15 protein-coding genes and 1 tRNA gene are annotated in these 18,244 nt (G+C 67.6%); 12 read left to right on the plus strand and 4 right to left on the minus strand.

The window, feature by feature from the left end:
* The 7 genes from JNN06_RS10505 to JNN06_RS10535 form a co-directional block, all read left to right on the plus strand.
* A partial coding sequence (locus JNN06_RS10505; protein ID WP_291239543.1) for a glycine cleavage T C-terminal barrel domain-containing protein occupies positions 1–795 on the plus strand: 795 nt, incomplete at its 5' end.
* 12 nt (positions 796–807) lie between these two features.
* Complete coding sequence (gene gcvH, locus JNN06_RS10510) at positions 808–1,167, plus strand: glycine cleavage system protein GcvH (protein ID WP_291239544.1); 360 nt, start codon at positions 808–810, stop codon at positions 1,165–1,167.
* Between the two features lie 79 nt (positions 1,168–1,246).
* The gene (gene gcvP, locus JNN06_RS10515; RefSeq protein WP_291239545.1) at positions 1,247–4,087 is read left to right on the plus strand and encodes an aminomethyl-transferring glycine dehydrogenase; all 2,841 of its coding nucleotides are present in this window, start codon (positions 1,247–1,249) and stop codon (positions 4,085–4,087) included.
* Positions 4,088–4,299: 212 nt separating this feature from the next.
* Complete coding sequence (locus JNN06_RS10520; RefSeq protein ID WP_291239546.1) at positions 4,300–4,995, plus strand: AzlC family ABC transporter permease; 696 nt, start codon at positions 4,300–4,302, stop codon at positions 4,993–4,995.
* Positions 4,992–5,306, plus strand: coding sequence for an AzlD domain-containing protein (locus tag JNN06_RS10525; RefSeq protein WP_291239547.1), 315 nt, complete (start codon positions 4,992–4,994; stop codon positions 5,304–5,306). The genes JNN06_RS10520 and JNN06_RS10525 overlap by 4 nt, the downstream gene beginning before the upstream one ends.
* An 8-nt stretch (positions 5,307–5,314) precedes the next feature.
* Positions 5,315–5,758 (plus strand): thioredoxin domain-containing protein, encoded by a 444-nt coding sequence (locus JNN06_RS10530; RefSeq protein ID WP_291239548.1) that lies wholly within the window; start codon positions 5,315–5,317, stop codon positions 5,756–5,758.
* A gap of 72 nt (positions 5,759–5,830) precedes the next feature.
* Positions 5,831–5,906 (plus strand) — tRNA-Ala (locus JNN06_RS10535).
* 134 nt (positions 5,907–6,040) lie between these two features.
* On the opposite strand, the gene JNN06_RS10540 is transcribed toward JNN06_RS10535, so the two are convergent.
* From JNN06_RS10540 to JNN06_RS10550, 3 genes are all read right to left on the minus strand, one after another.
* Positions 6,041–6,811: an AAA family ATPase gene (locus JNN06_RS10540; RefSeq protein WP_291239549.1), complete on the minus strand. Its 771-nt coding sequence runs from the start codon at positions 6,809–6,811 to the stop codon at positions 6,041–6,043.
* A gap of 86 nt (positions 6,812–6,897) precedes the next feature.
* Positions 6,898–7,485 carry a 50S ribosomal protein L25/general stress protein Ctc gene (locus JNN06_RS10545; RefSeq protein WP_291239550.1) on the minus strand — a complete coding sequence of 196 codons (588 nt, stop codon included), beginning with the start codon at positions 7,483–7,485 and terminating at the stop codon, positions 6,898–6,900.
* A gap of 981 nt (positions 7,486–8,466) precedes the next feature.
* Positions 8,467–9,009 carry a DUF1285 domain-containing protein gene (locus tag JNN06_RS10550; protein ID WP_291239551.1) on the minus strand — a complete coding sequence of 181 codons (543 nt, stop codon included), beginning with the start codon at positions 9,007–9,009 and terminating at the stop codon, positions 8,467–8,469.
* A gap of 59 nt (positions 9,010–9,068) precedes the next feature.
* On the opposite strand from JNN06_RS10550, the gene JNN06_RS10555 reads away from it, so the two are divergent.
* From JNN06_RS10555 to JNN06_RS10570, 4 genes are read left to right on the plus strand one after another with little or no spacing between them, the layout of a single operon-like run.
* Positions 9,069–10,067, plus strand: coding sequence for a MoxR family ATPase (locus JNN06_RS10555; RefSeq protein ID WP_291239552.1), 999 nt, complete (start codon positions 9,069–9,071; stop codon positions 10,065–10,067).
* Complete coding sequence (locus tag JNN06_RS10560; RefSeq protein WP_291239553.1) at positions 10,064–11,038, plus strand: DUF58 domain-containing protein; 975 nt, start codon at positions 10,064–10,066, stop codon at positions 11,036–11,038. The genes JNN06_RS10555 and JNN06_RS10560 overlap by 4 nt, the downstream gene beginning before the upstream one ends.
* Complete coding sequence (locus JNN06_RS10565; RefSeq protein ID WP_291239554.1) at positions 11,038–13,773, plus strand: DUF4159 domain-containing protein; 2,736 nt, start codon at positions 11,038–11,040, stop codon at positions 13,771–13,773. Before JNN06_RS10560 ends, JNN06_RS10565 begins: the two co-directional genes overlap by 1 nt.
* Positions 13,770–15,842: a glutamine amidotransferase gene (locus JNN06_RS10570; RefSeq protein ID WP_291239555.1), complete on the plus strand. Its 2,073-nt coding sequence runs from the start codon at positions 13,770–13,772 to the stop codon at positions 15,840–15,842. Before JNN06_RS10565 ends, JNN06_RS10570 begins: the two co-directional genes overlap by 4 nt.
* Positions 15,843–16,005: 163 nt before the next feature.
* On the opposite strand, the gene JNN06_RS10575 is transcribed toward JNN06_RS10570, so the two are convergent.
* Positions 16,006–16,713 carry a DUF599 domain-containing protein gene (locus tag JNN06_RS10575; RefSeq protein ID WP_291239556.1) on the minus strand — a complete coding sequence of 236 codons (708 nt, stop codon included), beginning with the start codon at positions 16,711–16,713 and terminating at the stop codon, positions 16,006–16,008.
* 80 nt (positions 16,714–16,793) lie between these two features.
* On the opposite strand from JNN06_RS10575, the gene JNN06_RS10580 reads away from it, so the two are divergent.
* Positions 16,794–18,227, plus strand: coding sequence for an FAD-linked oxidase C-terminal domain-containing protein (locus JNN06_RS10580; protein ID WP_291239557.1), 1,434 nt, complete (start codon positions 16,794–16,796; stop codon positions 18,225–18,227).
* The last annotated feature ends 17 nt before the right edge of the window (positions 18,228–18,244 follow it).

An 18,244-nucleotide genomic window follows, 5' to 3' on the forward strand; every position in this document is an offset into this window, starting at 1 on the left:
GTCGCCAATCGCGGCGATCACCTGTTTGTCGTGGTGAACGCCGCCTGCAAGCAGGCCGACATCGCCCATATGCAGGCGCATCTGTCGGCCACCACCGAGGTGATCCCGGTCACCGACCGCTGCCTGCTGGCGCTGCAAGGCCCGGCTGCGGAAACCGCGCTGGCCCGGCTGGTGCCCTCGGTTACCGCCATGCGCTTCATGGATGTGGCGCAGGTGCCGACGGTGTTTGGCGAGCTGTGGATCAGCCGCTCCGGCTATACCGGCGAGGACGGGTTTGAAATCTCGGTCCCCGACGCGGGCGCCGAGGGGCTGGCCCGCGCGCTGCTGGATATGGCCGAGGTCGAGGCCATCGGCCTGGGCGCGCGCGACAGCCTGCGGCTGGAGGCAGGGCTCTGCCTGTACGGCCATGACATTGACACCACCACCTCGCCGGTCGAAGCGGCCCTCACCTGGGCCATCCAGAAAGCCCGCCGCGCTGGCGGCGCGCGGGCCGGGGGCTTCCCCGGCGCGGACCGCATCCTGCGCGAACTGGCCGAGGGGCCGTCGCGCCTGCGCGTGGGCCTGCGCCCCGATGGCCGCGCGCCGATGCGCGAAGGCGTCGAGTTGTTCGCAGGCGACGCGCCCGCTGGCACCCTCACCTCCGGCGGCTTCGGCCCCTCGGTCGAGGCCCCCATCGCCATGGGCTATGTCGCCACCGCCGCGCTGGACAGCGCGCTGACCGCCGAATTGCGCGGCAAGCGCCTGCCCCTGGCCCGCGCAGACATGCCTTTCCACCCCACAACCTACAAACGCTGAACGGTGACCCAGATGAAATTTACCAAGGAACATGAATGGCTTCGCGTCGAGGGTGACCTCGTGGTGGTCGGCATCACCCCCCATGCCGCCGAGGCGCTTGGCGATGTGGTCTTCGTCGAACTCCCCGAGCCCGAAACCCAGGTGGGCTCGGGCGATGAGGTCTGCGTGATCGAAAGCGTCAAGGCCGCCTCCGACATCCTCGCTCCCGTTGATGGCGAGATCGTCGAAGTGAATGACAAACTGGCCGACAATCCCGGCCTCGTGAACGAAGACCCGCTGGGCGCCGCCTGGTTCTTCAAGATGAAACTCGATGACCTCTCGGTCCTCGACGATTTCATGGACGAAGACGAATATAACGAGCTGATCGGCTGAACCGCCGATTTTTCGCAGAAAAATCGTAACCCGAGTTTTCGTCGAAAACTCGGACCGCTCCTGCATGGGGATGTGTGACATGACCTTCACGCCGACCGACTATAACCCGTATGACTTTGCCAACCGCCGCCATATCGGCCCCTCGCCCCTTGAGATGGCCGAGATGCTGGAGGCCGTGGGCTGCGACAGCCTCGATCAGCTGATCGGTGAAACCATCCCCGCCTCCATCCGGCAGGACAAGCCGCTGGCCTGGGCGCCGCTCTCGGAACACGAGCTGCTGGCGAAAATGCGCGCGGTCGGGGCCAAGAACCGCGTGATGACCAGCCTGATCGGGCAGGGCTATTACGGCACCGTCACCCCGCCCGCGATCCAGCGCAACATTCTGGAAAACCCGGCCTGGTATACCGCCTATACCCCCTACCAGCCCGAAATCGCCCAAGGCCGCCTCGAGGCGCTGCTGAACTATCAAACCATGGTCTGCGATCTGACCGGGCTGGATGTCGCCAATGCCTCGCTGCTGGATGAAGGCACCGCTGCGGCCGAGGCCATGACCATGGCCGAGCGCGTGTCGAAATCGAAGGCCCGCGCCTTTTTCATCGACGAAAACTGCCATCCGCAAACCATCGAGGTGATCCGCACCCGCGCCCTGCCGCTGGGGATCGAGATCCTGACCGGCGCCCCGGAAGAGCTTGATGCCACCCGCGTTTTCGGCGCGATCTTCCAATATCCCGGCACCTGGGGCCATGTCCGCGACCTCACGCCCTTCATCGACAGCCTCCACGCTGCCAAGGCCGTGGCGGTGGTGGCGACCGATCTGCTGGCGCTGATGATGCTGAAAGCACCGGGCGAGATGGGGGCGGATATTGCCGTGGGTTCGGCGCAGCGCTTTGGCGTGCCGATGGGCTATGGCGGCCCGCATGCCGCCTTCATGTCCTGCCGCGACGATTACAAGCGCAACATGCCGGGCCGCATCGTCGGCGTCTCGATCGACGCGCGCGGCAACAAGGCCTATCGCCTGTCGCTGCAAACCCGCGAGCAACATATCCGGCGCGAGAAAGCCACCTCCAACGTCTGCACCGCGCAGGCACTGCTCGCCGTGATGGCCTCGATGTATGCCGTCTTCCACGGCCCCAAGGGCCTGCGCGCCATCGCCGAACGCGTGCATAGCTACACCATCCGCCTGGCCAAGGCGCTCCGCGCGGCGGGCGCCACCCTGCCGCCCAAGCATTTCTTCGACACGATCACCGTAGAGGTCGGCGTGGGGCAGGCGGGCATCCTCGCCGCCGCCCGGGCCGAGGGGCTGAACTTCCGCAAAGTGGGCCATGATCACGTCGGCATTTCGCTGGACGAGACCACCAACGAGGACGTGCTGCGCCGCGTGCTGCGCGCCTTCGGCATTCTGGATGCCCCGCTGCCCGAGGGCGATCTGGGCTTCCCGGTGGAGCTGCTGCGCCAGTCCGAGGTTCTCACCCATCCGGTCTTCCACATGAACCGCGCCGAATCCGAGATGATGCGCTATATGCGCCGCCTGTCGGACCGCGATCTGGCGCTGGACCGCGCGATGATCCCGCTGGGCTCCTGCACCATGAAGCTGAATGCCGCCGCCGAGATGATGCCGATCACCTGGCCCGAATTCGGCAGCCTCCACCCCTTCGTGCCCGCCGATCAGGCCGCAGGCTATGCCGAGGCGATTGCCGATCTGTCGGAAAAGCTGTGCGAGATCACCGGCTATGACGCCATGAGCATGCAGCCGAATTCCGGCGCGCAGGGCGAATATGCGGGGCTTTTGACCATTCAGGCCTATCACCGGTCGCGCGGCGATGATCAGCGCAAGGTCTGCCTGATTCCGGTTTCCGCCCATGGCACGAACCCCGCTTCGGCCCAGATGTGCGGCATGGAGGTGGTGGTGGTGAAATCCTCGCCCAATGGCGATGTGGATGTGGAGGATTTCCGCGCCAAGGCCGCCGAGGCGGGCACCCGTCTGGCGGCCTGCATGATCACCTATCCCTCTACCCATGGTGTGTTCGAGGAAACCGTCCGCGAGATTTGCGCCATCACCCATGAGTTCGGCGGGCAGGTCTATATCGACGGCGCCAATATGAACGCCATGGTGGGCCTCGTGAAACCGGGGCAGATCGGCGGCGATGTCAGCCACCTGAACCTGCATAAAACCTTCGCCATCCCGCATGGCGGCGGCGGCCCCGGCATGGGCCCGATTGGTGTGAAAGCCCATCTGGCCCCGCATCTGCCGGGCCACCCTGAGATTGGGGGCTCCGAAGGCCCGGTGAGCGCCGCCCCCTATGGCTCGGCCTCGATCCTGCTGATCTCCTGGGCCTATTGCCTGATGATGGGCGGTGAGGGGCTGACGCAGGCGACGCGCGTGGCGATCCTCAACGCCAATTACATCGCCGCCCGCCTGCGCGGCGCCTATCCGGTGCTGTTCATGGGCAACCGGGGCCGGGTGGCGCATGAATGTATCCTCGACACCCGCCCCTTTGCCGACCATGGCGTGACAGTGGATGACATCGCCAAGCGCCTGATCGACAACGGCTTCCACGCTCCCACGATGAGCTGGCCGGTGGCCGGCACCCTGATGGTGGAGCCGACGGAGAGCGAGACCAAGGCCGAGATCGACCGTTTCATCACCGCCCTGCACGCCATCCGCGCCGAGATCGCGGCGGTCGAGGCCGGCGAGATCGCGGCCGAAGACAGCCCGCTGCGCCACGCCCCCCATACGGTGAACGATCTGGTCGCCGACTGGACGCGGAAATACTCGCGCGAACAGGGCTGCTTCCCGCCCGGCGCCTTCCGGGTGGACAAATACTGGCCCCCCGTGGGCCGGGTCGATAACGTCCATGGCGACCGCAACCTGATCTGCACCTGCCCGCCGGTCGAGGCCTACGCCCAAGCCGCCGAATGATCCTGCCAGAGGCGGCGCGCAACCCGGCCGCCTCTGACCCTGTTGCGCCCGCGCCGCCCTGAGACGCGGCGCGGGCGACCTCGGCGGGGGGCCAGCCCCTGCATCGTGCCGCAACAGCGGGGGGCCAGCCCCCCGCACCCCCCGGGATATTTTGGCCAAGATGAAAAAGGCGCGGGCTTGACAGTTCTGCTGCCGGGCCGGAGGGTCGCGGCATGACCGCAAACACCTCTCCCGCGACGTTTCTGCAAGGGCTTGGCGCTGCCGTGCCGGTGGCGCTTGGCTATGTCCCCATCGCCTTTTCCTTTGGCGTGGCCGCCGCGCAGGCCGGATTCTCGCTGGTCGAGGCCACGGCCTTTTCGCTGATCATCTATTCCGGTGCGGCGCAGTTTCTGGCGGTGACGCTGCTGGCCGGAGGCGCGCCTCTGCTTGTCTCTGCCTTCACCCTGATCGCCATGGGCGTGCGCCATCTGGCCTATGGTCCGGCGCTGATGCGGGCGGCGGGCGGCAGCCAGACGCGCCGCGCCTGGGTCTGGGCCTTTGGTCTGACCGATGAGGTGTTTGGCGCGGCCTTGGGCGAGCTTGCGCGTGGGCGGCGCTTTTCCGAACCCTTCATGCTGGGTCTGGGCCTTGGCGCCTATGGTGCCTGGGTTTCGGGCACCGTCGCCGGAGCCTTGGCCGGGGGCGGCGCCCTCGCGGGCTTTCCGGCGGTGGAGGCGGGGCTTGGCTTCATGTTGCCCGCGCTGTTTCTGGCGCTGCTGCTGTCCATCCTGTCGCGGGCGCAACTGCCGGTGATCGCCGTGGCGGCGGCGGTCACGGTGGCGCTGACGCTGGCGGGGCAGCCGACGCTGGCGCTGCTGGCGGGCATGGCCGCCGGGGCGGTGACAGGCGCCCTGCGGAGATCCGCATGAGACCCGACGTTCTCGCCCTGATCCTCGCCGTTGGCGCCTCCAGCTGGGCTTTCCGCGCCTTGCCCTTCCGGCTGGACCTCTCGGGCCTCTCGCCCGAGGGGCGGCTGGGGCGTCTGCTCGCCGCCACCGGCCCGGCTGCGATTGCCGCGCTGTTCGTGGCCTCGGCCTTGCCCATGCTGGGGCAGGGGGCGCCGCTCTGGGGGGGCAGCCTCGCCGTGCTGGCGGTCTGGTATGCCCGCCGCTCGGTCGTGCTGGCGACCCTGGCCGGAGCCCTGGCCTATGGGCTCATATCCGCGATGCCCGGATGGTGAGAGGGGCCATGGAAAGCGTGAAACTGATCTGCGCCACCTGCGCCCAGGCCAATCGGGTGCCGCTGGCGCGTCTGACCCAGGGCCCGAAATGCGGCAGTTGCGGCGATCCGCTGGCCGAGGGCCGCGTGCTGGTGCTGGATGCGGCCAGCCATGACAGGGCCACGCGCGGCGACGAGCTGCCGCTTCTGGTGGATTACTGGGCGCCGTGGTGCGGCCCCTGCCGGGCCATGGCGCCGGAATTTGCCAAGGCCGCCAAAGTCTTGGCCCCCGTCGCCCGGCTGGCCAAGCTGAACACCCAAGACCACCCCCAGATCGCCGCCCGCGCCCGTATTCAGGGCATCCCGGCGCTGATCCTCTATCGCAAGGGGCGCGAGATCGCCCGCCTCGCAGGCAGCCGCCCCGCCGACCAGATCGTCGATTTTCTCCGCCAAAGCCTTGGGGGCGCAGGCTGAAAAATCCCGCTCTGCCGCCGCGCGGGGCGCTTGACATTCGCAAATCAAAGCGCCAGAAAACGCTCAGGTCGCGGGGCAGTAGCTCAGTTGGGAGAGCGCGTCGTTCGCAATGACGAGGTCAGGGGTTCGATCCCCCTCTGCTCCACCAGACCTTCCACATAAATGCCGACATCAAGGCTCCGGCCTCGCGCGCTGTGGCCAGCCGAAGGGCAGGGCACCGGGCGGCTTGCTCGACCGGGGCGGGATCGGGGTGTCCGGAGGGATTCCAGCGCCCGCCTGCTGTCAAATCTCGCCCGCCAGCGCCTCGCGCAGAAACTCTTCCGGGTCGAGGGCGAAGTGGCGGTAGAGGCGCATATGGGCCGTGTCGCGCCAATCCACCGCGCGCACGCCCTCGCGGGTGATCTCCAGCACCTGTGCGCCGGGCACGGCCATCAAAAGCGGCGAATGGGTGGCCATGATCACCTGCGCCATCGGGCGGTGGGCCAGCGCCGCCAGGTGCCGCAGCAGCTCCAGCTGGCGTTTCGGCGACAGGGCGCTTTCGGGTTCGTCGAGGAAATAGAGGCCCTGCCGGTCCATCCGCTCGGCAAAGACGCGCAGGAAGCCCTCGCCATGGCTGTGCGACAGGAAATCGGGCGGGGCGCCGCCGCTGGCGCGCGCGGCCTCGTCCAGATAGCGCGCGACGGCATAAAAGCTCTCGGCGCGGAAGAACCAGCCCCGTGTGACCTTGGGCAGCCAGCTGGCGCGCAGCGCGGCGCCGAGGGCCGCGCCATTCACCTCCAGCGCCTGCGCATGATCCACCGGGCGATAGCCCTGGCCGCCCCCCGCCTCGTCAAAGCCCGACAGCGCGGCCATCGCCTCGATCAGGGTGGATTTGCCGCTGCCATTCTCGCCCACCAGAATGGTGACGGGGGCGGTGAACTCCAGCGCGAATTCGGCATGCAGGAAGGGCAGGCTGAAGGGATATTCCGGCTGGGCCTGCCACATCTCCGGGCGCAGGCGCACCTGTCGCAGAAAGGGGGCGGGCAGGCGGGTCTCACTTTGTTTGCGGGCCATGGTCGCAGCCTGCCATGCCCGCCGCCAAAAGAAAAGGCGCGGCAAGGTTGCCCTGCCGCGCCCGCCTTTCCCCTGAAGGAAAAGGATTACTCTTCGGCCACCAGACCCGAGGGGGCCGTGATATTGGCGATCACGAAATTGCGGTCGATGGTCGGCTTGGCGCCGTTCGGCAGGGTCACGTCTTCGATGTGGATGACATCGCCGAAGGTCTTGCCGGTCAGGTCCACCACGATTTCCGACGGGATGTCGGAGGCGAGGACTTCCAGTTCCACTTCCGGGCGCACCACGGTCAGGGTGCCGCCACGCTTCAGGCCGGGGGCCGCGTCGTGGTTGATGAAGGTCACGTGGATGAACAGGTTGATGCGGCTGTCATCGTGCAGGCGCATGAAGTCCACATGGGTCGGCAGGTCTTTCACCACATCGCGCTGAACGCCGCGGCAGACGACGTGAACGTCGGGCTGGCCTGCCACTTTCAGGTTGAACAGGGTGGAGAGGAAGCGGCCCTGACGCAGGCGCTTCAGCAGGGTGTTGTAGTTCATCTGGATGGCGACAGGCTCTTGCTTGTCCCCATAGACGATGCCGGGGACGAACCCCTCGCGACGTGCCTGACGAGCGGCCCCCTTGCCCGACCCCGTGCGCACATCGGCAATAAGATCTTCGATCTCGCGTGCCATTGGTATCTCCGTAATTAGCATGCATTGATCCGCCACCCTCCAAGGGTGCGTGACGGATCGGCGGGCTATAGCGGGGAATCACCTGTGGGGAAAGGGGAAAGTGGGGAAGGGGTCGGGGCCGGACACCGGAAACGCACGGCGTTTCCCCGAAGCTGTGGGAGCGGTGGAGCAAGACCCGTTCAACCCGCGACCGAGAGGCCATCGCCCGCCCGGCGGGACGGGCGCGGGCCGTCCGTCGGTCAAGGGGCCGGAAACCGGAAACGCACTGCGTTTCCCCGGCCCTGTGAGAGCGGGGCCGCAAGACCATTTCAGCAAGTCATCGAAAGGCCAGAGCCTGCCCCGGCGGGTGCGAAGCGCCCGCCAATGGCGGGGCGGGCGCTGGCCGGTGGCTTCGGGCCACCGGCCCGAACTCGCTGACGTTTTAACATGACCTCGGCAATGGCCTCGGCCAATCGGGACGGATCAGAAAACGCACCGCGTCTCCCCCAGCCCTGCGGGAACGGCGAAGCAAGACCCTTTCTACAAGGACCGCGGGGCAAAGCCCGCCCGGCGGGACGGGCGCGGGCCGTCCGTCGCTCAAGGGGCCGGATACCGGAAACGCACCGCGTTTCGCCGGCCCTGTGGGAGCGGGGCCGCAAGACCGTTTCAGCAAGTCCATCGAGAGGCCAGTGCCTGCCCCGGTGGGAGCGAAGCGCCCGCCGCCCGGAGGGCGGGCGGCTCACCCGGTGGCTTCGGGCCACCGGCCCGAACTCGCTGACGTTTCAACATGACCTCGGCAATGGCCTCGGCCATAAGACGGGCCGGAAACCGGAAAAGCAGCGCGTTTCCCGGGCCTTGTGGGAGCGAGGACGCAAAAGCCGTTCACCCAAGACCGAGAGGCCATCGCCCGCCCCCGGCAGGGCGGGCGGCCCACCCCGTGGCTTCGGGTCACCGGCCCGATGTAAGAGCGGTGGCGCAAGACCTCGGCAATGGCCTCGGCCATCACCCCAACTCCGCCGCCCGCATCACCGGGAAAAACACCCCCGACGACCGCACACCGAACCACTCCCCCTCCACCTCGCCCAATTCCATCAGCCGGTAAAAGCTCTTGCGGTCCACCCGCGCCTCCAAGCCCCGCCGCACCATCACGTAAGGCGCGCCGCCCTCCATCCGCAACCCATGCTCCGGCCCCAGCACCACCCGGTCCTCCACATTGGTCACAAACTCCACCACGCCGTTCTCAACCGTGAAATCCACCGCCACAAAGGGCGCATCCTCCACCGTGATCCCCAGCTTCTCCACCGGGGTCACCAGATAGAACCGCCCCTCCTCCAGCTTTAGGATCGAGGCAAACAGCCGCACCATCGGCGCCCGGCCAATCGGCGAGCCCTCGTGAAACCACGTCCCGTCGCGCGCAATCCGCATATCCATCTCGCCGCAATAGGGCGGATTCCACAGATGCACCGGCGGCGGCCCCTTCTTGGCCGCCTTCGTCGCTTCCGCCAGAATGTTCTCTGCCATTTGCCGCACTTTCGCTTTTGTCATTTGTGCCCGGCGGCGCGAACCGCTTAAATGGGCAGTATAAACCGTTGAAGGGCATTGTCATGACAGAAGCGCTGCTGGACCGGATCGAAACCCTGGGCGCCAAGCTGGCCGAGGCCAAGGCCTCGATCAACCGCCGCTTCATCGGGCAGGAACGGGTCGTCGACCTTGTTCTGGGCGCCATGCTTTGCGGGGGGCACGGGCTGCTGGTGGGCCTGCCGGGCCTTGGCAAAACCCGGCTTGTCGACACGCTCTCCACCGTCATGGGCCTGCATGGCAGCCGCATCCAGTTCACGCCAGACCTGATGCCCGCCGACATCCTCGGCTCCGAAGTGCTGGAAACCGCCCCCGATGGCAGCCGCGCCTTCCGCTTCCTCGAAGGCCCGATCTTCTGCCAACTGCTGATGGCCGACGAGATCAACCGCGCCAGCCCGCGCACCCAATCGGCGCTGCTGCAAGCCATGCAGGAACGCGAGGTCACCATCGCAGGCCAGCACCGCCCGCTGGGCCGCCCCTTCCACGTCCTCGCCACCCAGAACCCCATCGAGCAGGAAGGCACCTATCCGCTCCCCGAGGCGCAGTTGGACCGCTTCCTGTTCCAGATCGACGTGGAATACCCGACGCGCACCGCCGAGCGCGACATCCTCCTCGCCACCACCGGCATTGATGAGGCGCGGGCGCATCAGGTCTTCACCGCCACGGAACTTCTGGAGGCGCAAGAGGTCATCCGCCGCATGCCCGTGGGCGAAAAGGTGGTCGATTCCATCCTCGATCTGGTCCGCGCCTGCCGCCCCGGCGAGCCCGAGGGCGCGGCCCTGGCCGATACGCTCTCATGGGGCCCCGGCCCCCGCGCGGCGCAAGCCTTCATGCTGGCCGTCCGCGCCCGCGCGCTGCTGGAGGGCCGCCTCGCGCCCTCGGTGGCCGATGTCGCGGCGCTGGCGCGCCCCGTCCTCACCCACCGCGTCGCGCTGACCTTCGCCGCCCGGGCGCGGGGCGACAGCATCGCCAGCGTGATCGAGACCGCCACCGCCCGCAGCCTGCGGCTTGAGGCGGCGGCGTGACCAGCGCCGCAGCGCCTTCCAGTCTGCGCGCCCGCGCCGCCGCCCTCGGCGCCGCGCTGCCGCCGCTTCTGGCTGCCGCCGATCATCTGGCGGCCTCGGTGGCCTTTGGTGAGCATGGCCGCCGCCGCGCAGGGCAGGGCGACGAGTTCTGGCAATACCGCCAGGCCCATTCCGGCGATGCCGCCCGCGCGATCGACTGGCGCCGCTCTGCCCTGGGCGATGTGCAATATGTGCGCGAGCGCGAATGGCAATCGGCGCAAAGCGTGTCGCTCTGGGTCGATGCCTCCGCCTCCATGTCTTTCACCGGCGACAAGAGCCGCCCCGCCAAATCCGACCGGGCGCAGCTTCTGGCCCTCGCCCTCGCCAGCCTTCTTCTGCGCGGCGGCGAGCGCGTCGGGCTGATGGGCGATCTGGCCCCGCCGCGCCCCGGTCGCGCGCAGCTGGAGCGTCTGGCGGCGGCGCTTTTGCAAAACAGTATCGGTGATGACAGGTCCGGGCAGGCAAAGCGTATAGCCGGTTACACTTTGCCCCCTGAAACGGGCGAAAAGCGTATAGAGAATTACCCTTCAGCCCCCGATTATGGCCGCCCCGAGGTCACCGGCATCGCCCCCCATGGCCGGGTCGTGCTGATCTCCGATTTCATGGGCGATCTGGCCGGGGTCGAGGCCGCGATGGCCGCCGCCACCGACCGGGGCGCGCGCGGCGTATTGCTGCAAGTGCTTGATCCAGCAGAGGAAACATTCCCCTTCGACGGGCGCACCATCTTCACCTCCATGGGCGGCAGCCTGCGGTTTGAAACCTTGCGCGCAGGCGATCTGCGCGCCCGCTACCGCGCCCGGCTGGCCGAACGCCGCGACCGCCTCGCCCAACTGGCCCGCGCGGCGGGCTGGCATCTCGCCTCCCATGACACAGGGCAGGGGGCGCAACCTGTTTTATTGTGGCTTTACAAGGCCTTGGAGGCCGCTCTTTAATGTGGATGATCGGCCCTCTGGGCTTTGCTGCCCCCTTGATCCTGCTGGCGCTGGTGGCGTTGCCTGTGCTGTGGATCTTGCTGCGCGCCGTGCCGCCTGCGCCGATTCTCCGGCGTTTTCCGGGGGTTACGCTGCTTTTGGGCCTGAAGGACGAAGACAGCGAGACCGACCGCACCCCGTGGTGGCTGCTCCTCTTGCGCGCCGCCGCCCTCACCGCCGCCATCTTCGGCTTTGCCGGCCCCATTCTCAATCCCACGCCCGCTGATCCCGGCTCCGATGCGCCCTTGCTGATCGTGATGGATGGCAGCTGGGCCGATGCCCGCGACTGGCCGCGCCGGGTGGAACGTGCTGAAATGATTGCAGAAAATGCAGGCCGCGCCGGGCGCACGCTGGCGTTGATCCGGCTGACCGACGCGCCGCAGGCGCCGCAATTTCAGGCCGCCGACGCGCTGATGCCGCGCCTCGGTGGCTTGCAACCGCAGCCCTTCGCCCCCGCCGACATGGCCCGCTGGATTGCCGCCCTGCCGTCGCAAGCCTTTGATACCTATTGGATTTCCGATGGTCTCGCTCATCCCGGCCGTGCCGACCTGCTGGCCGCTCTGCAAACCATAGGCACCGTCCGCGTCTTTGAAACCCCGCGCCCTTTGCTCGCGCTGCGCCCCGTCACCTTTCAGGATGGCGCCGTGCAACTGACCGCCGACCGCCTCCCCGCGGGCAGCCAGTCAGAGGTCGAGGTCTCCGCCCGCGGCCTCGATCCCGCCGGGATCGAACGCGAGCTGGCCCGCGCCACGCTGACCTTCGCTACCGGCCAAACCACCGCCGAGACCGCACTGAACCTGCCGCCGGAATTGCGTAACCGTCTGACAAGGTTCGAGATTTCCGGCCAGCGCCATGCGGGCGCCGTGACCCTGACCGATGACAGCCTCAAGCGCCGCAAGGTCGCGCTGATCGGCGGCGGTGCCGGGCGCGAGGGGCTTTTGCTGCTCTCGCCCACGCATTATCTGGAACAGGCCCTCGCCCCGGTGGCCGATCTGGTGACGGGCAATCTGGCTGATGTCATCACCGCCAACCCCGATGTGATCGTGCTGGCCGATATCGCCCGCGTGACGGGCGAGGAGGCGAACGCCTTGATTAAATGGGTGGAAAAGGGCGGGTTGCTCTTGCGCTTTGCCGGGCCGAAACTCGCCGCCTCTGACATCGCCCGCAGCGAGGAAGACCCGCTGCTGCCGGTGCGCCTGCGTGAAGGCGGCCGGGAGTTGGGCGGCGCGATGAGCTGGGGCGACCCGAAAACCCTTGCCGCCTTCCCCGAAGGCAGCCCGTTCTTCGGCCTGCCCGTCCCGCCCGAGGTCTCGGTCAAGGCGCAGGTGCTGGCCCAGCCCGACCCCGATCTGGCCGCCCGCACCATCGCCACGCTGGAAGACGGCACCCCGCTGGTCACCCGAAAGGTGCTGGGGCAGGGGCAGGTGGTGCTGGTGCATGTGACGGCCAATGCCGAATGGTCTTCGCTGCCGCTCTCGGGGCTTTTTGTGCAAATGCTTGAAAGGCTTGCCATTTCCACCCGCCCGGCCCTGCCCGAGGCCGCCGATCTGAAGGGCCAGACCTTTCAGGCCGACACAGTGCTGGATGCCTTCGGCGCGGTGCAGGCGCCGCAGGGCCTGCCCGGTGTGAAGGGCGAGGATCTGGCGGGCGCCGCCCCCGGCCCCGACCTGCCGCCCGGCCTTTACGCGGGCGAAGATCGCCGTGTGGCGCTGAATGTGATCGGCGCAGACACCCGCTTGAGCCCTGCCGAATGGCCCGCCTCCGTCCCGGTCGAGGGCGCGGTGGCACAGGCCGAGATGCCGCTGAAAGGCGCCGCCCTCGCCCTCGCGCTGTGCCTGCTGATGGTCGATGTGCTGGCAGCGCTGCGGCTCTCGGGCCGCCTTGGCGCGCTGACCGCCGCGCTGTCGCTGCTGCTGCTGGCTCCGCCGCAGGCACAGGCGCAAGGCGCCGATGCCTTCGCGATCGAGGCCACCACCGAGCTGCGTCTGGCCTATGTCGTCACCGGCGATACCAAGGTGGATCAGCTTTCAAAACAAGGGCTTGACGGCCTCCGCCAACAGCTTTTCGCCCGCACCACCATTGAACCGGCGGAGCCGATGGGCGTGGATCTGGAGGCCGATGAGCTGGCCTTTTTCCCCTTCCTCTACTGGCCGGTGACGGCGGATCAGCCGATCCCCTCGGTCGCGGCCTATGGCAAGCTGAACCAGTTCCTGCGCACCGGCGGCATGATCCTGTTTGATACCCGCGACGCCGGAATGGCGGGCGGCACCTCGCCGGAATCGCGCCGGTTGCAACTGATCGCCGCCGCGCTCGACATCCCGCCGCTGGAGCAAGTGCCGCCCGACCATGTGCTGACCCGCACCTTCTATCTGCTGCAAGATTTCCCCGGCCGCCAGAATGGCCCGATCTGGGTGGAGCAAGCCCCGCCCGATGCCGCGCAGGCCGACGGCATGCCGTTCCGCAGCCTCAATGACGGCGTGACCCCGGTGGTCATCGGCGGCAATGACTGGGCGGCGGCCTGGGCGGTGGATGATCGCGGCGTGCCGGTTTACCCGGTCGGGCGCGGCAGCACCGGCGAGCGCCAGCGCGAGATCGCCTGGCGTTTTGGGATCAACATCATCATGCATGTCTTTACGGGCAATTATAAATCCGATCAGGTGCATGTGCCTGCATTGCTGGAAAGGCTGGGGCAATGAGCGCGCTGATCCTTGATCCGCTGGTGCCTGTCTGGCTGCTGGGAGGGCTGGCGGCGCTGGCGTTTGGCGCTGTGATTCTGGCATTGCTGCGCGGCCTTGCGGGCTGGCCCTGGCGGGGGCTGGCGGCGCTGGCGCTGCTGGCGGCGCTGGCCAACCCCTCGCTGCAAGAGGAAGACCGCAAGCCGCTGTCCGACATCGTGATCGCGATTGTCGATCAGACATCCAGCCAGTCGGTCGGCGACCGCACGGCGCAGACCGAAACCGCCTTGGCCGCCTTGCGAGCCGAGGTCGCGGGGCTGCCCAATACCGAATTGCGCGTCGTGCCGCTGCGCGACGCGCCGGGTGACGGCGGCTCTCCGGTGATGGCGACCCTCGCCGAGGCCCTCGCCGCCGAGCCGCGCGACCGCATTGCAGGCGCGGTGATCATCAGCGACGGGCAGGCGCATGACCTTGATCTGAAACCACATTCTCCCGCACCCGTGCATCTGGCGCTGACCGGGCGCAGCCGCGATTGGGACCGCCGCCTGATCGTGAAAAACGCCCCCGCCTTTGCCATCCTGGGCGAGCCGGTGGCCCTGACCCTGCGCATCGAGGATCAGGGTGCGGTGCCGACTGAGGCGCAGGGCATGGCCGAACTGTCCATCGCGGTGGATGGCGGCCCGGCGGAATATTACTCGGTGCCCGTAGGCGAAGACCTCGATCTGCCGGTCACCCTGCCGCATGGCGGGCAGAATGTGCTACAATTCGAGGTGAGCGAGGGGCCGGGTGAGCTGACCACGCGCAACAATGCCAGCGTCACCGCCATCAATGGCGTGCGCGACCGGCTGCGGGTGCTGCTGGTTTCGGGCGAGCCGCATACCGGCGAGCGGGTCTGGCGTAACCTGTTGAAATCAGACCCTTCGGTCGATCTGGTGCATTTTACCATCCTGCGCCCGCCGGAAAAGCAGGATGGCATCCCGGTGGAGGAACTGTCGCTGATCGCCTTCCCCACCCGCGAGCTGTTCGTGGAAAAGATCGACGAATTTGACCTGATCATCTTCGACCGCTATCGCCTTCGGGGCATCCTCCCGACGCAATACCTTGAAAACGTGCGCGATTATGTGCTGCGCGGCGGCACGGTGCTGGTGGCGGCAGGGCCGGAGTTTGGCACGGCCGACAGCCTTTGGCGCTCGCCTCTGGCTGATATTCTGCCCGTCACCACCACCAGCCGCGTGCTGGAGGGCGGCTTCAAACCGCAACTGACCGATCTGGGGCAGCGCCATCCGGTGACGCAAGGCCTTGAAAAACAAGCGCCTGCGGGCGGTTGGGGGCGCTGGTTCCGCCAGATCGAGATCGCGGCGCGCGGGGCGGGGCAGGTGGTGATGCAGGGGCTGGAAGGCAAGCCGCTATTGGTCCTGTCGCGCGAGGGTGAGGGGCGGGTGGCGGTGCTGGCCTCAGACCACGCCTGGCTTTGGGGGCGCGGCTATGAGGGTGGCGGTCCGCAGCTGGAGTTGCTGCGGCGGCTGGCGCATTGGATGCTGAAAGAACCGGAGCTGGAGGAGGAAATCCTTGCGGCAACCACGGGCGACGGCACGATCCGCATCACCCGCCGCACGCTGGCCGCCGTGCCTCCGGGCCCGCTGAGCCTGACCGGACCGGATGGCGCCGAGCAACAGGTCACCCTGCCACAGCGCGGCCCCGGCCTCTACAGCATTGAAATCGCGGCGCCTTTGGTGGGCCTCTATCGGATGGCGCAAGATGATCTCGCCACTGTCGTGGCTGTCGGCCCGCCCGCGCCGCGCGAGTTCGAGCAAACCCTCGCCAGCGCCGATCCCCTGCGCCCCTATCTGGAGGGCACGGGCGGTGGCATCTTGCGGCTGGAGGACGGCATGCCCGACCTGCGCGCCGTGGGCGAGGGTCGCACCGCCGCCGGGCGCGGCTGGCTGGGCATCACCCCACGCGGCGCCTATGTCAGCCAGGATGTGCGCGTGGCGGAAATCCTGCCCGCCTGGGCCTGGCTGATCCTCGCGGCGAGCCTCACGCTGCTCGCTTGGTTGCGCGAAGGCCGGATGAGCCTGCGCAAGGCCTGATCGCCGCCGCGGGGGCGCTTCGCCCCCCGCACCCCCCGAGGATATTTTCAGACAGAAAAAGAGCAGATCCGCACTTTTGCTTTTTCTGTTCAAAAATATCCTCGGGGGGAGGCCCGTAGGGCCGTGGGGGGCAGACAGCCCCCCATGCTGCCCTGACAGCCGCTCACGCGTCTTCCGACAGGCGCGCGACGATGGCGGCCCGGCTTTGCGAGGCGAATTCGCGCCGCGTCAGGGTGGCAAAGGTGGCCGTCATGGTCAGCAGCAGCGCCCAGGGCCCCAGCAGCCAGCCCAGCGAGCCAAGCGCGAAATAGACCGAGCGCAGACCCCGGTTATAGTTGCGGGCAGCGGTGATGTTCACCTCGGCGGCGCGCGCGGCGCGGTCATAGGCGCGGGGGTGGCCGGGGTCATTCGGCACCGAGGCCATCAGCACCGAGCAATAGCCGAACAGCCGGTGCGACCAGACGAATTTCAGGAAGGCATTCACCACAAAACCCAGCGTGAACAGGATCTTGGCCTTGACCAGCAGGGCCGGGTCACTGGCCAGATCAAAGCTTTGCGCCAGCCCTTGCAGCGGTGTGGTATCGGCCAGCAAGGCCAGCCCGGCGCCGAGGGCCAGCAGGCAGCTGGAGGCGTAGAAGGTGATGCCTTGCCGCAGCCCGTCCAGGATGGTCGCGTCAAAGATGCGCGGTTGCCGGGTGACGAATTCGCGCATCCAGTCGCGGCGATAATGGCTGAGGATCTGCGACACCGAGGCACGCGGCAGGCGCGGGCTTTCAATCGCCCAATGCAGGGCCATGCCGCCCGCCAGCGCATAGGTGGCGGCGGCAAGATCGAGGGGCGAGAAAAGGCGCAGCAGGGTGAGGGCTTCCATACCCTTGGATAGCCTGTGGCGCGGCGCTTGCCAAATGGCAAAATTGGTTATATAAATTTACCAATAGACTGGAGGTCGCCATGGACATGCCTGTTCCCAGCCCGCTGATCCTGTCGCGCAAGGCGCGGATCGTGACGCGGTTGCGCGCCGTGCTGCCTGCGGATGCGGTGATCGACGCCGGTGTCGAGCTGCGCGCCTATGAATGCGACGCGCTCTCGGCCTATCGCTGCCCGCCCATGGCGGCGATCCTGCCGCGCTCCACGGCGGAGGTGGCGGCGGCCTTGCGGGTTTGCCACGAGGAGGGCGTGCCGGTGGTGCCGCGCGGGGCGGGCACCTCGCTGGCAGGGGGCGCCTTGCCGACGGCGGACAGTGTCATTCTGGGATTGGCGCGGATGACGGCGGTGCTGGAGGTCAGTCTGGCCGACCGCTTCATCCGGGTTGAGGCAGGGCGCACCAATCTGGCCGTGACGGCGGCGGTCGAGGGCGAGGGGTTCTTTTACGCGCCCGACCCGTCCAGCCAACTGGCCTGTGCGATTGGCGGCAATATCGCCATGAATTCCGGCGGGGCGCATTGTCTGAAATATGGTGTCACCACCAACAATCTGCTGGGCGTGACCATGGTGCTGATGGATGGCACGGTGGTGGAGGTGGGCGGCCCGTGGTCGGATGCGGCGGGGCTGGACCTTCTGGGCGTCATCTGCGGCTCGGAGGGGCAATTGGGCGTGGTGACAGAGGCGTATTTGCGCATCCTGCCCAAGCCCGAGGGCGCGCTGCCAGTGCTGATCGGGTTCCAGTCCTCCGAGGTGGCGGGGGCCTGTGTGACCGATATCATCAAGGCGGGCGTGCTGCCGGTGGCGATCGAGTTCATGGACGGGCCCTGCATCAAGGCCTGCGAAGATTTCGCCCGCGCGGGCTACCCCGATTGCGAGGCGCTGCTGATAGTCGAGGTGGAGGGGGCGGAGGCGGAAATCCGGCACCAATTGGGCCTGATCACCGAGATTGCGCAGCGGCACAACCCGGTAGAGTTGCGCGCCGCCGCCGATGCCGATCAGGCCAAGCGCATCTGGCTGGGCCGCAAATCGGCCTTTGGTGCCATGGGGCAGATCAATGATTACATGTGCCTCGATGGCACGATCCCGGTCTCCAGCCTGCCGTTCGTGCTGCGCCGCATTGGCGAGCTGAGCCGGGAGTATGGGCTGGATGTCGCCAATGTCTTTCATGCCGGCGATGGCAACATGCACCCGCTGATCCTCTACAATGCCAATCAGCCGGGCGAGCAGGAGAAATGCGAGGCGCTTGGCGCCGATATTCTGCGGCTTTGCGTCGAGGTGGGGGGCTGCCTGACCGGCGAGCATGGGGTGGGGATCGAGAAGCGCGATCTGATGGAGGTGCAATATGGCGCCGCCGATCTGGAGGCGCAACTGCGGGTGAAGGATGTGTTCGACCCCGGCTGGTTGCTCAATCCCGCCAAGGTGTTCCCGCTGCATGTGACGGCCAGCCGGCGTGCGGGTTGAACCGCTGGGGGCTGTCT

This window comes from Gemmobacter sp., from assembly GCF_016792925.1.
GTDB lineage: Bacteria > Pseudomonadota > Alphaproteobacteria > Rhodobacterales > Rhodobacteraceae > Gemmobacter.

What these genes read in the sequence shown, in the direction of transcription:
- gcvP (WP_291239545.1), top strand. Translation starts at nt 1,247, where the DNA reads ATGACCTTCACGCCGACCGACTATAACCCGTATGACTTTGCCAACCGC.
- JNN06_RS10555 (WP_291239552.1), top strand. Translation starts at nt 9,069, where the DNA reads ATGACAGAAGCGCTGCTGGACCGGATCGAAACCCTGGGCGCCAAGCTG.
- JNN06_RS10530 (WP_291239548.1), top strand. Translation starts at nt 5,315, where the DNA reads ATGGAAAGCGTGAAACTGATCTGCGCCACCTGCGCCCAGGCCAATCGG.
- JNN06_RS10520 (WP_291239546.1), top strand. Translation starts at nt 4,300, where the DNA reads ATGACCGCAAACACCTCTCCCGCGACGTTTCTGCAAGGGCTTGGCGCT.
- JNN06_RS10575 (WP_291239556.1), bottom strand. Translation starts at nt 16,713, where the DNA reads ATGGAAGCCCTCACCCTGCTGCGCCTTTTCTCGCCCCTCGATCTTGCC.
- JNN06_RS10545 (WP_291239550.1), bottom strand. Translation starts at nt 7,485, where the DNA reads ATGGCACGCGAGATCGAAGATCTTATTGCCGATGTGCGCACGGGGTCG.
- JNN06_RS10580 (WP_291239557.1), top strand. Translation starts at nt 16,794, where the DNA reads ATGGACATGCCTGTTCCCAGCCCGCTGATCCTGTCGCGCAAGGCGCGG.
- JNN06_RS10570 (WP_291239555.1), top strand. Translation starts at nt 13,770, where the DNA reads ATGAGCGCGCTGATCCTTGATCCGCTGGTGCCTGTCTGGCTGCTGGGA.
- JNN06_RS10525 (WP_291239547.1), top strand. Translation starts at nt 4,992, where the DNA reads ATGAGACCCGACGTTCTCGCCCTGATCCTCGCCGTTGGCGCCTCCAGC.
- gcvH (WP_291239544.1), top strand. Translation starts at nt 808, where the DNA reads ATGAAATTTACCAAGGAACATGAATGGCTTCGCGTCGAGGGTGACCTC.
- JNN06_RS10540 (WP_291239549.1), bottom strand. Translation starts at nt 6,811, where the DNA reads ATGGCCCGCAAACAAAGTGAGACCCGCCTGCCCGCCCCCTTTCTGCGA.
- JNN06_RS10550 (WP_291239551.1), bottom strand. Translation starts at nt 9,009, where the DNA reads ATGACAAAAGCGAAAGTGCGGCAAATGGCAGAGAACATTCTGGCGGAA.
- JNN06_RS10565 (WP_291239554.1), top strand. Translation starts at nt 11,038, where the DNA reads ATGTGGATGATCGGCCCTCTGGGCTTTGCTGCCCCCTTGATCCTGCTG.